Below are 14215 nucleotides of genomic sequence, written 5' to 3'. Positions count from 1 at the left end.
ACAGTGACCTCCTATATGTTTAAATTTTGGTTATCTAAAAAATGTGGATAACTTAAAAGAATGAGCATAGTCGATTTTAGCATTTTTTTAAAACTTTTTCCACAAGCAATTGTTCAATGTGGAAAAAAAGTACACAAGGGTGAAAAAAGTTTTCCACAGGGTGTCGACACTTGCGGAAGAAAGTGGTTTTTGAATGAGTTATCCACAAAAAGTTGAGAATAATTAAGCTTGACACAATCATGTTTCAAGAACTTATCAACAGCTAAAAAAACACCTGTGCAAAACTTTTTAACAGGCTGTTTTTTTGTGTAAAACTAGTGGAAAAATGGCTGTGAACAGAAAAAAATGTGGGAAACTATCCACAAGCTACTCACAGGAAAATTTAATTTGTGGATAATTGAAACGAATCTTTCTCAGGAAATATTTCTTAAATTTTATTGACAAAAGACCCTATTACTCGTTATACTATCAAAGTATGTCTATATATTGATGGATAGTTACAATTTCAGGAGGTGTAATTGCATGAAAAGAACGTATCAACCAAACAAACGTAAACGCCAAAAAGTTCACGGATTCCGTAAACGTATGAGCACTAAAAATGGCCGTCGCGTATTAGCAAGCCGTCGTCGTAAAGGTAGAAAAGTTATTTCTGCTTAATGATGGTCTGGTCTTTTAAACAGTCAATTTCTAAGAACCCTTAGTTATCTCCATAATTTTTTGGAAGATGTGAAGATAACTAAGGGTTCTTTTTCTGTTTTCAATAAAAGAAAGCAGGATTCTATAGAAAAGGCTACTAAAAAAGAGCGGAAATATGCTATTATTATTAAGAAGTAAAAAAATATAGAAACAAAGGGATGCCGATGAAAAAGTCCTACCGTGTCAAGAAAGAAAAAGAATTTCAACAGGTGTTTAATAAAAAACAATCTTGTGCAAATCGTCGTTTCGTGGTGTACGTTTTAGAGAAACCACAACAAGCCCATTTTCGAGTGGGGATTTCTGTTGGGAAAAAAATTGGAAACGCGGTCACAAGAAATGCTGTGAAGCGGAAAATCCGCGCGAGTTTATTTCAATTAAAAGACCGTATCTCTCCAGAAATTGATTTTATCGTGATTGCACGTCCAGGATTGGAAAAATTATCGTCTGAAGAAGTGAAAGCTAATTTAACACATGTGTTAAATTTAGCTAAAATATTAGATGTAAGAGAGGGAATTGAGTAGTGAAGAAGTATAAGCGCTTATTATTAATGGCTGGGTTAGTGACCTTAGTCTTTGTTTTATCCGCCTGCGGAACCGCGCCCGTAAGTGAAAGTAGTACAGGAATTTGGGATCGATACATTGTTTATTATTTTGCCCAAGCGATTAAGTTCCTATCATTAGGCGGCAGTGTCGGAATTGGGATTATCCTATTTACGTTAGTCATCCGGATTATTTTATTGCCGTTGATGCATTTCCAAACGAAGAGTATGCGTAAAACACAAGAGTTGCAACCGCAATTAAAGGCCTTGCAACAAAAATATTCTTCAAAAGATCCTGAAACACAACGCTTATTCCGAGAAGAACAGCAACGTTTGTATGCAGAGAATAATGTGAATCCTTACATTGGCTGTTTACCATTGTTGGTTCAACTACCAATCATGATGGCTTTGTATCAAGCCATTTCACGCGTGCCTGAGTTAAAAGAAGGAACGTTCTTGTGGTTAAACCTCGATAAGCCGGATCCGTATTTAATTTTACCGATTTTAGCAGCTGTCTTTACGTTTGCTAGTACGTATCTTTCAAGTATGAGCCAACTAGAAACAAATGCCTCACTGAAAATTATGAATTACGTTATGCCAGCGATGATCTTCTTTATGGGGATTTCATTAGCCAGCAGTTTATCTCTTTACTGGGTGGTCTCAAATGCCTTCCAAACAGGGCAAACATTGTTATTAAACAATCCATTCAAAATCCGTAAAGAGCGGGAGGAAGCAGCACGTCAAGCCAAAGCACGGGAGCGAGCGCTTGAACGAGCAAAAAGTCCTAAGAAAAAAGGGAAGAAAAAATAAAGGAGGTCGTTCAGATGCCGATTTATGAAGGAAATACAATCGAAGAAGCAACGCAGAAAGGCTTACAAGCACTTGGTTTAACCAAAGAGGATGTTACAATTGATGTGTTAGACGAAGGAAAAAAAGGATTTTTAGGTCTAGGAAAAAAACTTGCCCAAATTTCAATGGAACCAACGATTAGTGAGCAAGTCACAGAAGCGGTCGAAGAAACAGTGGAAGATATTGTTGTTGCCGATGAAGCAACAGCAGTGGAAGAAGCAGTTGAGGAATTAACCGAAGCAATTCCTAGTCTCTCAGAGGAATCAACACATTCTTTAGAAAATCTGGAAGATGAAGCTGCTATTACTGAATTAGCGATGTATTTAACGAATATTTCAAATGAACTGAACGCCCCTGCCATGGTTCGCATAGCGCGCGAGAATGGCAATATTATCTTCCATTTAGAAACAGAAAAACAAGGTATCTTAATTGGAAAACACGGAAAAGTGTTAAATGCGTTACAGTATTTAGCGCAAGTCTTTATTCACCGCATTGCAAGCAATAAGCTATCGATTGTTGTGAATGTCGGAAATTATCGTGAAAAACGTCATGAAATTTTGGAACGTTTAGCGAAACGCACCGCGGAAAAAGCCAAACGCACTGGGCGGCCAGTCTTCTTGGAACCAATGCCGGCTTTTGAAAGAAAACAAATTCATCACACGCTAAGTAAAGATGAGCAAATCAAAACCCATTCTGAAGGGGATGAACCTTATCGGTATTTAGTGGTTGAACCAGTTAAGAAGTATTTTTAAACAAACAAAGAAACGTTGGCAACTCTCAGCAGGGACTGAATAGTTGCCAACGTTTCTTTGTTAAATGATTTTTTAGCCGTCTCCGTTTCTTTTTTATGTTATGATAATCAGTAATTACTCCAGTAGTAAATTCAAATGAAAAAGTTTTGTAAAGAGACGTAGGGGGAGCAACAGGTATGCGTACGGAGAAAATACTGGTTGTAGATGATGATGCAGCAGTTCGTCGCTTGATTTGGAAAGCATTACAATCAACAGGTATTCTTATTTACCAAAGTGAATCAATTGAAAAAACAAAAGATATCGTGTCCAGAGTTACCTTTGATTTGTTCATTTTAGATGATAACTTGGAACATGACAGCGATGGTTACTACTTAGTCCAAATGATTAGAGAGAAATATCCACTAGTGCCAATTATCTTTTTTAGTAGCAAAAAAGAAGAAGAGGATATCATTGCAGCCTTGGAAATGGGCGTGGATAGTTATATAACGAAACCTTTTTCCTTGAATGTTTTTAAGGCTCAGGTGATTGCTTCGTTGAATCGAGCTCGAATGATTCGAAAACAATTGAATGTTTATAAAAAAGAAGAACTACAGGTAGGCGATTTCCGTTTTGATTATGGTCGTTATCAACTATTTAAAAAGGATTTACCTATTTCATTGTCTTCGAAAGAAGTTCAATTAATTCAATTTTTTCTGGAGAATCCCGAGCAAGTATTCTCTAAAGAACAAATTTACAGCAGTGTTTGGGGTACTGGGGATGTCGATGCGAATACGATTATGGTTTTTATTAATCGTTTACGAAGTAAATTAGAAGAAAACCCGAAAGAACCTTGTTACCTTCGGACCGTTTGGGGCATTGGTTATACCTTTACGCCAGATGGTTGCGTACAAAAAAAATGAAAAAAGGCCCGCAGTTGCACGAGCGACTGCGGGTCTTTTTTGCTTATTCAATTTGCCGACGTTCCATTTCTTTCAAAATAAATTGAAGCGAACGATTTAGATGTTCATGGGTTAAAAGTGTGATCTGGTCAATATTCTTTGTTTTCATTCCGCGGAAAATTAACCAATGTTCTTCTAGGGCAATACTACGACGTTCTGAGGCACGAATCGCAATATCTCTGAAATAGATTAAGTAAGCATGGAGATCAGTCACAATTTTTTTTAAACGTAGCATCTGACTCTTAGTATAAATAAAGGAATTAAAATCTGAAAAGTTCTGTAGTAAGTCATCTACTTGGTTATTTTTATTGTATTGTTCTCCTTCGAGAAGTAAGGCTTCCAATTCATCAAAATCTTCTGGTGTCATGAGTTCCATGGCTTTAATGGTTGCTAAAGTGTCCAAAGATTTACGAATATCATAAATTTCATAAGCATCTTTCATACTAATCCCTTTAACCACGATACCCACCATAGGTATATGTTCCACCAATTGTTCTTTGACCAATTCTTGTAAAGCAAAGCGAATGGGCGTCCGACTAATGTTTAATTGCTCGGAAAATTCTTTTTCGTTAATCCGTTCACCTGCAGGAATATCCCCTAAAATAATGGTTTTTTTAAAGGCTTCGTAGGTACAAATTTTTAGAGGTTTACTGCTGGTTAAATCTAAGTTCCGTTTTACTGCTTCAACCGTTGGATTCATATGAGGCACCTCCCTATAGGTTATTTTTATAGATAATAAATATAATATTAAAAATGAAAATATAACGCAAGAAAAGACAAAATGAAAAGAAAACCGAGGAGAAAAGGTACTCCTACGGTTTCAGCGACGACGTTTAATTTTGTGGAATAAATAAAGGCATGTGACCTAAAGCAACAATTGTTACAACGAAAATAACGAAAATTCCTAAGGCATATTTTGCCGATTCTTTTTGCCATTGACCCATATCTAAACCAGTTAAACGTAATAGCAAGTAAATAAATGCCACTAATGGACTTAATAAGTGGAACGCTTGCCCCATTAAGGAAGCTAAAGCCATAGACATATTGTCAAATCCATAAGAACGTCCAGCTTCTGCTAGGACTGGTAAGACACCGAAATAGAAACCATCGTTTGAAATAAAGAATGTTCCTGGTGCTGAAATGAACGCAATCACTAAGCCCCAAGCGCCGGCTAATTGTTTTGGAATAATATTAACAAAGCTATTTGCTAAGGCATTGGCCATACCAGAACCTTGGAATAAGCCCATGAAGACGCCAGCAGCAAAAACTAAGATAACTACTTGCACAGCATCACCAGCATTTGCACTGATGCGGCTGCTTTGATCTTTTAATTTTGGATAGTTGATCATTAAAGCGATACAAGTACCAACTAGGAATAATAATAACGGTGGCATTTCAATCCACGAAGGCAAACCTAATTGACCAACGAATGAACTTAGGACTAACCAACCGATTAAGACAATCGTTAAAATACCATTGAACGCAAAATTCTTTGGACGACGAATTTCTAATAACTCAGGATCGTTAACAATAGTCATTTCTTCCAATTCTTTATCAGTAAGCGTTGTCACGCCTAAGCGAGCACGTTCTTTTTTCCCCATGCGATAAGCAACAAAGAAGATAACATACAATACAGATAAAATCATACCAGGTGCTAAATAAGAAAGAATGTCGGCATCAACTTCTAGTACGGCCATGGCACGAGCTGTTGGACCGCCCCAAGGTAATAAGTTCATAATGGTGTTTTGTAAGATAACAAGCACACCTAAATTCATCAATTTCATATTAAGTTTTTTGTAGATGGGAATAAACGCAGAACAGCAAATCAAGGTAGTGGTTGTTCCATCTCCGTTTAAGGAAACAGCAGCAGCAACTACCGCAGTAGCCATCAAGACTTTCATTGGATCGCCTTTAGCAAAGTAAATCATTTTTTTAGTGATTGGGTCAAACAAACCAGCATCCAACATAATAGAGAAGTAAAGAATGGCAAATAATAACATAATACCAGTTTTTGAAGTAGTTGAAATCCCATCTAAGACGAAATTCCCAATGTTGACTTCAGGGACAACACCGTCAGCACCAGGTGGCGGACTCGCTACTCCAGTTGCAATTGCAATCAAAGTAAAAATAAGAGGAATAATTACTAAAGATGTAAACGGTGACAATTTCTTTTTCATGATTACATACATAAAGATGATAATCATACCATAAGCTAAAATAGTGAGTAACATGTTTTTCTTCCTTTCTTTTTTTAGAACTTTTTTGTAAGCGTTAACAACCGGTGTTAATAAAAAAGAATAGCCATGAGAAATGTTTCACAGTATTCTGGTTTACAACAAAAAATATTTTTTGTGTTTGTCTATAGTGTGAGAATATACAAACTTTCGCAGAGAATAAATAGCCTAAAACAAAAAGAACATCAAAAAAACAATTCAACAATCAAATTCTTATTAATAACTTAATATAATATTAATAGAATCTTAACGGCTGATAAATGCTTATATACCAATGTTTACAGAGTTTTTTTCACAAAATAAACAATAAAAGAACAATCTGAGCTAGTGTTTTCACTAGGTTTTTTAACGGTTTTTTCTATAATGAACGTATACCAAGAATTAGTGAAAGGAGAGACAATATGGGCCTATTTAAGTCCTTATTCAAGAAAGAGCAACACACACAGGATACCGAGATTAATGAAAGCGTTATCCAACGTGAAGCGGATAACTTGGAAAAGCGATGGATAGATATACCAGCATATATTCCTGCTGAGCCAAAAGAATATCAATTGGTAAGTATTGTGGCCACTGCCATCGCAGCAGGAGAGTTTCCAGAAAGTCGTTTTGTTATCAAAAAAATCGCAAAACGAAATCCAGAAGCAAAAGAAGTTGCCATTATTGCAGCCAGTATAGCTGCAGAGCTTTCAGAAGAGTCTCAGCTAGTTGTCAAAAGAATTTCAAAACAAAACCTTGAGGAGGATCATTATGTTACGCAAATTTAAAATTTCAATTGATGGGAAAGAATATTTAGTCGAGATGGAAGAAATCGGTGGCGTCCCACAACCAGCACCTGTTGCGCCACAACCAACAGCGCCAGTTGCTACGACAGAAACACCAGCCCCTGCTGTTGAAGAAGCCCCAGCGCCAGCAGCACAGCCAGCCGCCCCAGCAGGAGCAGATGCAATGCTTGCGCCAATGCCAGGAACTGTGTTAAAAGTATTAGTCAATGTTGGTGATACGGTGTCTGAGAACCAACCATTGTTAATTTTAGAAGCAATGAAGATGGAAAATGAAATCGTTGCAGGAAAAGCAGGTACGGTAACAGGAATTCATGTTACCCAAGGCCAAATTGTGAATCCAGGGGAACCATTAATAACAATTAACTAGAATTAATTTAAGAAGAGGAAGTGATTTGTGTGGAGACACTGATTCAAGGTGTTATAGGAATGGGCCAAGAACCAGGACGCATTGTGATGATGCTGATTGGTGGACTATTAATGTATTTAGGAATAAAAAAAGAGTATGAACCAACACTTTTAGTGCCGATGGGTTTAGGAACGATTTTAGTGAACTTTCCTAATTCCGGCGTATTGAGCGCTGGCGGCGAGCCAGGTCCGTTTAATGTTCTTTTTGATTTTGGAATAAAAACAGAGTTATTCCCGTTATTATTATTTATTGGGATTGGGGCAATGATTGATTTCGGGCCATTGTTACAAAATCCGTTTATGTTGATGTTTGGTGCCGCTGCACAGTTTGGGATTTTCTTTACAGTTATTATGGCTGTTTTATTAGGTTTTGATTTAAACGATGCTGCTTCGATTGGGATTATTGGTGCCGCTGATGGTCCAACGTCTATTTTCGTAGCAAATACCTTACATTCAAAATACATGGGGGCCATAATGGTTGCCGCTTACTCCTACATGGCGTTAGTTCCGATTATTCAACCAGTAGCGATTAAAGCAGTGACGACGAAAGCCGAACGTCGGATCCGTATGACTTATCGGGCCGGTGAAGTTTCTCAAACAGCGAAAATTCTTTTCCCGGTTGTTATTACGATTGTCGCAGGGTTAATTGCGCCGGTGTCATTACCATTAGTTGGTTTCTTAATGTTTGGGAACTTATTAAGAGAATGTGGCGTTTTGGATCGCTTATCCATTACAGCTCAAAATGAATTGGTGAATATTATTAGTATCTTGCTAGGACTATCTATTTCCGTTAGCATGAACTATGCAGAGTTCTTAAAAGTCGATACGTTGATGGTTATTGGCTTAGGGTTAGTCGCCTTTATTATGGACTCAGTCGGCGGCGTACTTTTTGCTAAATTCTTGAATTTATTTAGAAAAGAAAAAATTAATCCAATGATTGGTGCTGCGGGTATTTCCGCTTTCCCAATGTCTAGTCGGGTTATTCAAAAAATGGCTACGGATGAAGACCCACAAAACTTTATTTTAATGCATGCTGCTGGTGCCAACGTTTCAGGACAAATCGCTTCTGTAATTGCTGGTGGCTTACTATTAGCCTTTTTAACATAGGACGGAAAGGAGAACGAATACATGTCTGTTAACATGGAAGATTTAAAAATTGCTTTTGAACTGTTAGGTTTTGGTTGGGGCGGCGTTTTCGTTGTTTTATTTATCATTTATCTAGCGTCTAAATTACTAACAAAATTATTTCCAATTAAAAAATAAAGGAGGTTATTGCTGTGAGCAGCGTATATACAATGAAAAGAATCTGGTTGCAAAAAGATAAAAAAGCTTATCAAGCTTGGCGCGAATTAATGGAAAACGCCGCATTGCAAACGACAGAAGCACTTGATTACACCGTTGGCATATATGATGACACAGCATTAATCGCCTCTGGCTCGCTTTCAGGCAAAACGATTAAGTGCGTGGCCGTTTGTAAAAAATATCAATCTGAAAATTTGTTAACCCAATTGGTAGTTCATCTACTTGAAAAACTGAGAGAAGAAAACCAATTACACAGTTTTTTGTATACAAAACCAAAAAATGAACAAATTTTTCAGTCGCTAGGCTTTCAAAAAGTGGTTGCGAATCAAGAGGTGCTATTTATGGAGCAAGGCAAACCAGATTTTGCCGATTATCTTGGTTACCTGACACAGCATAAAAAAGCAGGACCAGCCAGTAGCATTGTCATGAATGCAAATCCTTTTACGAAAGGCCATCAGTACTTAGTCGAAAAAGCAGCCAAAGAAAGTCCGCACGTTTATGTGTTTGTTTTATCTGAAGATAAATCGCTGTTTTCAAAAGAAGCACGTTTCGCAATGGTGCAAAAAGGGGTCGCCCATTTACCCAATGTGACAGTCCTATCTACAGAAGATTACTTAGTTTCGTCTGCGACTTTTCCTACCTATTTTTTGAAAGAAAAAGCGCCATTAGAGGTAGCTGCAATTCAAGCAACGCTTGATGCAACGTTATTTAAAGAAAGAATTGCGCCAATACTTGAAATTCAGCAACGTTATGTGGGAGAAGAGCCTTATTCAGAAGTGACCGATGTCTACAATCAAGCAATGCAACAAGTTTTCGGACAAACGATAACGCTAACCATTGTCCCGCGATTAGCGATTGGTGGAGAGCTGATTAGTGCGACGAAAGTTCGCAAAGCGATGGCTGAAGGCGACAAAGAGACACTCAAGAAGTTTTTACCAGCAACAAGTTATCAATACTTAGTAGAACACAAGAAACTAATGAGGTGAAGAAAGTGAAGATTATCAAAAATGCTACTGCAGGAACAGTAGAATCAAGTGATATTATGATTACCGTCCAACCCATTGAATCAACAGAAAATACCATTGAATTAGAAAGTAGTGTCGAAAAACAATTTGGCAATCAAATTCGTCAGGTGATTACGACAACTTTGGAACATTTAGATGTCCAAGGCGTTGCGGTCAAGGCGATTGATAAAGGGGCATTAGATTGTACAATCAAAGCTCGGATGATTACAGTTTTACATCGAGGCGCTGAAAAAGAAACGTATGATTGGAAGGAGTTGGACTCATGGAACGTTTAAGAAGAACAATGATGTTTGTCCCTGGAGCGAACGCAGCAATGCTAAGAGATGCACCTTTGTATGGGGCAGATTCAATCATGTTTGATTTAGAAGATGCAGTTTCATTAAAAGAAAAAGACTCTGCCCGTGTTTTAGTCCATTCTGCTTTGAAAACTTTCGATTATGGCAATATTGAAATTGTTGTTCGGATCAATGCTTTAGATGCCGGTGGCGCAGAAGATATTGAAGCAATGGTCTTAGCTGGTGTCGATGTGATTCGTTTACCAAAAACAGAAACAGCCCAAGATATCATTGATGTCGAGGCAGTCATTACAGAAGTAGAACAGCAAAATGACATTCCCGTAGGAACAACGAAAATGATGGCTGCTATCGAATCGGCTGAAGGTGTTCTAAATGCGCCCGCGATTGCCAAAAGTTCAACTCGCTTGATTGGCATCGCGTTAGGCGCCGAAGACTATGTTACCAATATGAAAACACGGCGCCATCCAGATGGCCAAGAACTATTCTTTGCTCGTAGCATGATTTTACATGCCGCTCGAGCAGCTGGGATTGCAGCTATTGATACGGTCTATTCAGATGTAGACAATACGGAAGGCTTTGAAGCCGAAGTTCGTTTGATTAAACAGCTAGGTTTCGATGGGAAATCGGTGATTAACCCTCGTCAAATCCCATTAGTTAATACTATTTATGCGCCAACAGAAAAAGAAATCCAGAATGCTAAGGAAGTAATCTGGGGCATTCGGGAAGCCGAAGCAAAAGGTTCCGGTGTTATCTCCGTAAATGGAAAAATGGTTGATAAACCAATTGTTGAACGAGCTGAACGGGTCATTGCGTTAGCATTGGCGGCTAAATTAATTACCGAGGAGGAAATATAGACATGGTAGTAAATAAAGTAGGCAAAGACATTCCTCAATCTTATGCAGAGCAATACGGCATTTATGAAGGAGAATTAGCACACATTGGTGCTTATCAAGAAGCGAGCCGAGCAATTAAACCAGTGAAACCTCGGGAGACAAAACTTTTAGGAAGTATTCGTGAAGCAATTGAAAAAACAGGGTTGAAAGATGGCATGACCATCTCTTTCCATCACCATTTCCGTGAAGGAGACTATGTGATGAATTTAGTTTTAGCCGAGATTGCCGCCATGGGGCTGAAAAACATTTCGATTGCACCTAGTTCAATTGCAAATGTTCATGAACCTTTGATCGAACACATTAAAAATGGAGTAGTCACCAACATTACTTCTTCAGGTTTGAGAGATAAAGTAGGCGCCGCTATTTCAGCAGGTATCATGGAAAATCCTGTGGTGATTCGTTCACATGGTGGCCGGGCACGGGCAGTAGCAGCAGGCGATATCCATATTGATGTAGCTTTCTTAGGTGCACCAAGTTCAGACGCTTATGGAAATGCGAATGGAACCAAAGGAAAAGCTACCTGTGGTTCTCTTGGATATGCGATGGTCGATGCAAAATATGCGGATCAAGTGGTCATCATTACTGACACATTAGTACCATATCCTAATACCCCTATCAGTATTCCACAAACAGATGTTGATTATGTGGTAGAAATTGATGCAATTGGTGATCCAGATGGAATTGCCAAAGGCGCAACACGTTTTACAAAGAATCCTAAAGAATTATTGATTGCTGAATATGCTGCAAAAATAATTACACATTCTCCTTACTACAAAGAAGGCTTCTCATTCCAAACAGGAACAGGTGGCTCTTCACTAGCAGTTACGCGGTTCATGAGAGAACAAATGCTTAAAGATGGCATTAAAGCAAGTTTCGCTTTAGGCGGAATTACGAATGCAATGGTGGAACTTTTGGAAGAAGGCTTAGTAGAAAAAATTATTGACGTCCAAGATTTTGATCATCCATCAGCTATTTCTTTAGGAGAAAATGCCAATCATTATGAAATTGATGCCAATATGTATGCTTCACCGCTTAGCAAAGGGGCGGTTATTAATCAATTAGACACAGCTATTTTATCTGCTTTAGAAGTGGACACAGATTTTAATGTAAATGTCATTACTGGTTCAGATGGTGTCATCCGTGGTGCTTCTGGCGGACATTCCGATACAAGTATGGCTTGTAAAATGAGTCTAGTGATTGCACCACTTGTTCGTGGACGGATTCCAACAATCGTTGAGCAAGTAAATACAGTCGTTACACCAGGTACGAGTGTCGATGTCGTAGTAACGGAAGTCGGCATTGCAATCAATCCAAAAAGAACAGACTTAATTGATTGTTTTAAAACCTTAGATGTTCCTCAGTTTACGTTAGAAGAGTTGAAAGACAAAGCCTACAACATTGTTGGCACCCCGGCACCAATTAAATATGGAGACAAAGTTGTTGCGTTAATTGAATACCGAGATGGTAGTCTAATTGATGTGGTACGCAATGTTTAATGGGGAAAAAGTAACACTTTTAGAGATGTTGGATGCTCGCGAACAAAGAGCTGCCACACAGAAGGAGTTGTTAGAAACAGCACCAGAAGCTAGTCTCTTATCTGCCACAATGAATATTCCTGGAGAAGTAAAAAATTCGCCCACCTTAACGGCTGTTTTTTTAGAAGTAATTGACGAAGTCGAGCAACAATTGCTGGATCAAGTACCGATTGTTAATTTTTACCGGAATGAAAAGACAGGGCCTGAATATTATTTGGCGGTTTCGTTAGCCCCGCAAGAGTTAAAACAAAGAATGGTCAAAATTGAAGAAACACATCCTTATGGTCGTTTAGTGGACCTAGATGTTTTATGGGGAAACGAGGAACTAAAAAGCCTTCATCGAGGAGATTTAGGCTTGCCACCACGGCGCTGTTTTATTTGCCAAGAAGAGGCGAAAGTCTGTGGACGAAATCGACGTCACAGTCTTGAAGCAATGCAAGAAAAAATAACAGAAATAATTTTGACACGAAAGGAGCAGCCAAGTGAGTAAAAAAATTCGTTTTACAGAAACGGTGCTACGGGATGGACAACAAAGTTTAATTGCAACACGGATGCCAACCTCAGATATGCTGCCGATTATTAAAACAATGGACGAGGCAGGATTTCATGCATTAGAAATGTGGGGCGGGGCAACGTTTGATTCCTGTGTCCGCTATTTAAACGAGGATCCTTGGGAACGTCTTCGCCAAATTCGCAAAGAAGTTAAAAATACCAAACTTCAAATGTTATTACGAGGACAAAATTTACTAGGATATCGTCATTACGCTGATGATGTGGTGCGGGCCTTTGTCGAAAAATCAGTTGAAAACGGGATTGATATTATTCGTATTTTCGATGCCTTGAATGATGTCCGTAATTTACAAACAGCAATTCAAACAACAAAAGAAGCTGGCGGACACTGTCAAGCAGCGATCTCTTATACCACGAGTGAAATTCATACCATCGATTACTTTGTAAAATTAGCCAAAGAATTAAGTCAAACAGGAGCGGATTCCATTTGTATTAAGGACATGGCAGGCGTTTTGACGCCACAAACTGGTTTTGAATTAGTGAGCAAAATGAAAGATGCCATTGATTTACCTTTAGAGGTGCATACGCATGCGACTAGTGGTATTTCTGAGATGACCTATTTAAAAGTTGCTGAAGCAGGTGCGGATATCATCGATACAGCTATTTCTTCTTTCGCTGGCGGTACGAGTCAACCAGCCACAGAATCTGTAGCCATTGCGTTAGAAGATTTAGGCTTTGAAACAGGTTTAAATATGGAAAAAGTAACAGAGATTGCTGACTATTTCAATCCGATTCGTGATCGCTTTAGAAGTGAAGGCATTTTAAACCCTAAAGTTAAAGATACGGAACCGAAAACCTTGATTTATCAAGTGCCTGGTGGTATGTTATCAAACTTATTAAGTCAATTAACGGAGCAAGGTTTACAAGACAAATATGAAGAAGTTTTAGCTGAAGTACCTAAAGTAAGAGCGGATTTAGGGTACCCACCACTAGTTACGCCGCTTTCACAAATGGTTGGAACACAAGCCTTAATGAATGTGATTTCTGGGGAAAGATATTCCTTAATACCGAATGAAATCAAAGATTATGTGCGCGGAGAATATGGCAAATCACCAGCACCTATCGCAGAAGAGATTAAACAAAAAATCATTGGGGATGAAGAGGTAATCACTTGTCGACCAGCGGATTTATTGAAACCAGAGTTGCATAGTTTAGAAAATGAAATCCAACAATATGCAAAATCTGAAGAGGATGTCCTATTATATGCGATGTTCCCACAACAAGGAAAAGACTTTTTAGGACGTCGCGAAGATCCTTTTTACGATGTACCGTTACAGAAAGTGACAGTCAAACTTGACTTGCCAGAATAGAACGGGCAAGTGCTCCGCAAATGTATAAAGAAGCAAGGGTTTGAGCGACGATAACGGTTGTTCAAACCCTTGCTTCATCAAATAGAAAAA

Annotated in this window: 17 protein-coding genes; 15 read left to right on the top strand and 2 right to left on the bottom strand. The window is 38.5% G+C overall.

Going from position 1 to position 14215, the window contains the following annotated elements:
* Positions 1–522 precede the first annotated feature (522 nt).
* From rpmH to IGJ41_RS13595, 5 genes are all read left to right on the top strand, one after another.
* Positions 523–657, top strand: a complete 135-nt coding sequence (gene rpmH / locus IGJ41_RS13615) for a 50S ribosomal protein L34 (RefSeq protein WP_002356012.1) — start codon at positions 523–525, stop codon at positions 655–657.
* Positions 658–860: 203 nt separating this feature from the next.
* Positions 861–1217 (top strand): ribonuclease P protein component, encoded by a 357-nt coding sequence (gene rnpA, locus IGJ41_RS13610; protein WP_002356011.1) that lies wholly within the window; start codon positions 861–863, stop codon positions 1215–1217.
* Positions 1217–2044 carry a YidC/Oxa1 family membrane protein insertase gene (locus IGJ41_RS13605; protein ID WP_438714610.1) on the top strand — a complete coding sequence of 276 codons (828 nt, stop codon included), beginning with the start codon at positions 1217–1219 and terminating at the stop codon, positions 2042–2044. Before rnpA ends, IGJ41_RS13605 begins: the two co-directional genes overlap by 1 nt.
* 14 nt (positions 2045–2058) lie before the next feature.
* Positions 2059–2835, top strand: a complete 777-nt coding sequence (gene jag / locus IGJ41_RS13600; protein WP_002361456.1) for an RNA-binding cell elongation regulator Jag/EloR — start codon at positions 2059–2061, stop codon at positions 2833–2835.
* Between the two features lie 176 nt (positions 2836–3011).
* Positions 3012–3734, top strand: a complete 723-nt coding sequence (locus IGJ41_RS13595; RefSeq protein ID WP_002363545.1) for a response regulator transcription factor — start codon at positions 3012–3014, stop codon at positions 3732–3734.
* A gap of 43 nt (positions 3735–3777) precedes the next feature.
* On the opposite strand, the gene IGJ41_RS13590 is transcribed toward IGJ41_RS13595, so the two are convergent.
* The gene (locus tag IGJ41_RS13590) at positions 3778–4473 is read right to left on the bottom strand and encodes a GntR family transcriptional regulator (protein WP_002356006.1); all 696 of its coding nucleotides are present in this window, start codon (positions 4471–4473) and stop codon (positions 3778–3780) included.
* Between the two features lie 133 nt (positions 4474–4606).
* Positions 4607–6004, bottom strand: coding sequence for a CitMHS family transporter (locus IGJ41_RS13585; protein ID WP_002356005.1), 1398 nt, complete (start codon positions 6002–6004; stop codon positions 4607–4609).
* Between the two features lie 404 nt (positions 6005–6408).
* Here IGJ41_RS13585 and IGJ41_RS13580 point away from each other — a divergent pair, with 404 nt between their 5' ends.
* The 10 genes from IGJ41_RS13580 to IGJ41_RS13535 are packed head-to-tail and all read left to right on the top strand — an operon-like array spanning position 6409 to position 14125.
* Positions 6409–6771, top strand: a complete 363-nt coding sequence (locus IGJ41_RS13580; RefSeq protein ID WP_002356004.1) for a hypothetical protein — start codon at positions 6409–6411, stop codon at positions 6769–6771.
* Entirely contained in the window at positions 6755–7156 is a 402-nt protein-coding gene (locus tag IGJ41_RS13575; RefSeq protein WP_438714608.1) for an acetyl-CoA carboxylase biotin carboxyl carrier protein subunit, read from the top strand. Before IGJ41_RS13580 ends, IGJ41_RS13575 begins: the two co-directional genes overlap by 17 nt.
* Before the next feature lie 29 nt (positions 7157–7185).
* On the top strand, positions 7186–8301 hold the full coding sequence (locus IGJ41_RS13570) for a sodium ion-translocating decarboxylase subunit beta (protein ID WP_002383526.1): 1116 nt from the start codon (positions 7186–7188) through the stop codon (positions 8299–8301).
* Positions 8302–8322: 21 nt separating this feature from the next.
* Positions 8323–8457, top strand: coding sequence for an OadG-related small transporter subunit (locus tag IGJ41_RS13565; RefSeq protein ID WP_002356001.1), 135 nt, complete (start codon positions 8323–8325; stop codon positions 8455–8457).
* 32 nt (positions 8458–8489) lie between these two features.
* A complete protein-coding gene (gene citC, locus IGJ41_RS13560) occupies positions 8490–9482 on the top strand; it encodes a [citrate (pro-3S)-lyase] ligase (protein WP_002376285.1) in 993 nt (330 codons plus the stop codon).
* Positions 9483–9487: 5 nt separating this feature from the next.
* Entirely contained in the window at positions 9488–9796 is a 309-nt protein-coding gene (gene citD, locus IGJ41_RS13555) for a citrate lyase acyl carrier protein (RefSeq protein ID WP_002355999.1), read from the top strand.
* A complete protein-coding gene (gene citE / locus IGJ41_RS13550) occupies positions 9784–10671 on the top strand; it encodes a citrate (pro-3S)-lyase subunit beta (RefSeq protein WP_002355998.1) in 888 nt (295 codons plus the stop codon). The genes citD and citE overlap by 13 nt, the downstream gene beginning before the upstream one ends.
* Before the next feature lie 2 nt (positions 10672–10673).
* A complete protein-coding gene (gene citF, locus IGJ41_RS13545) occupies positions 10674–12206 on the top strand; it encodes a citrate lyase subunit alpha (protein ID WP_438714606.1) in 1533 nt (510 codons plus the stop codon).
* On the top strand, positions 12199–12735 hold the full coding sequence (gene citX / locus IGJ41_RS13540; protein WP_002390266.1) for a citrate lyase holo-[acyl-carrier protein] synthase: 537 nt from the start codon (positions 12199–12201) through the stop codon (positions 12733–12735). The genes citF and citX overlap by 8 nt, the downstream gene beginning before the upstream one ends.
* Entirely contained in the window at positions 12728–14125 is a 1398-nt protein-coding gene (locus IGJ41_RS13535; RefSeq protein ID WP_002359205.1) for an oxaloacetate decarboxylase subunit alpha, read from the top strand. Before citX ends, IGJ41_RS13535 begins: the two co-directional genes overlap by 8 nt.
* The last annotated feature ends 90 nt before the right edge of the window (positions 14126–14215 follow it).

Origin of the sequence: Enterococcus sp. DIV1537a (genome assembly GCF_051712085.1) — a bacterium.
Taxonomy (GTDB): Bacteria; Bacillota; Bacilli; order Lactobacillales; family Enterococcaceae; genus Enterococcus; species Enterococcus faecalis.
The sequence above is the reverse complement of the archived record's forward strand: the minus strand, read 5'-3'. Positions and strand labels throughout refer to the sequence as shown.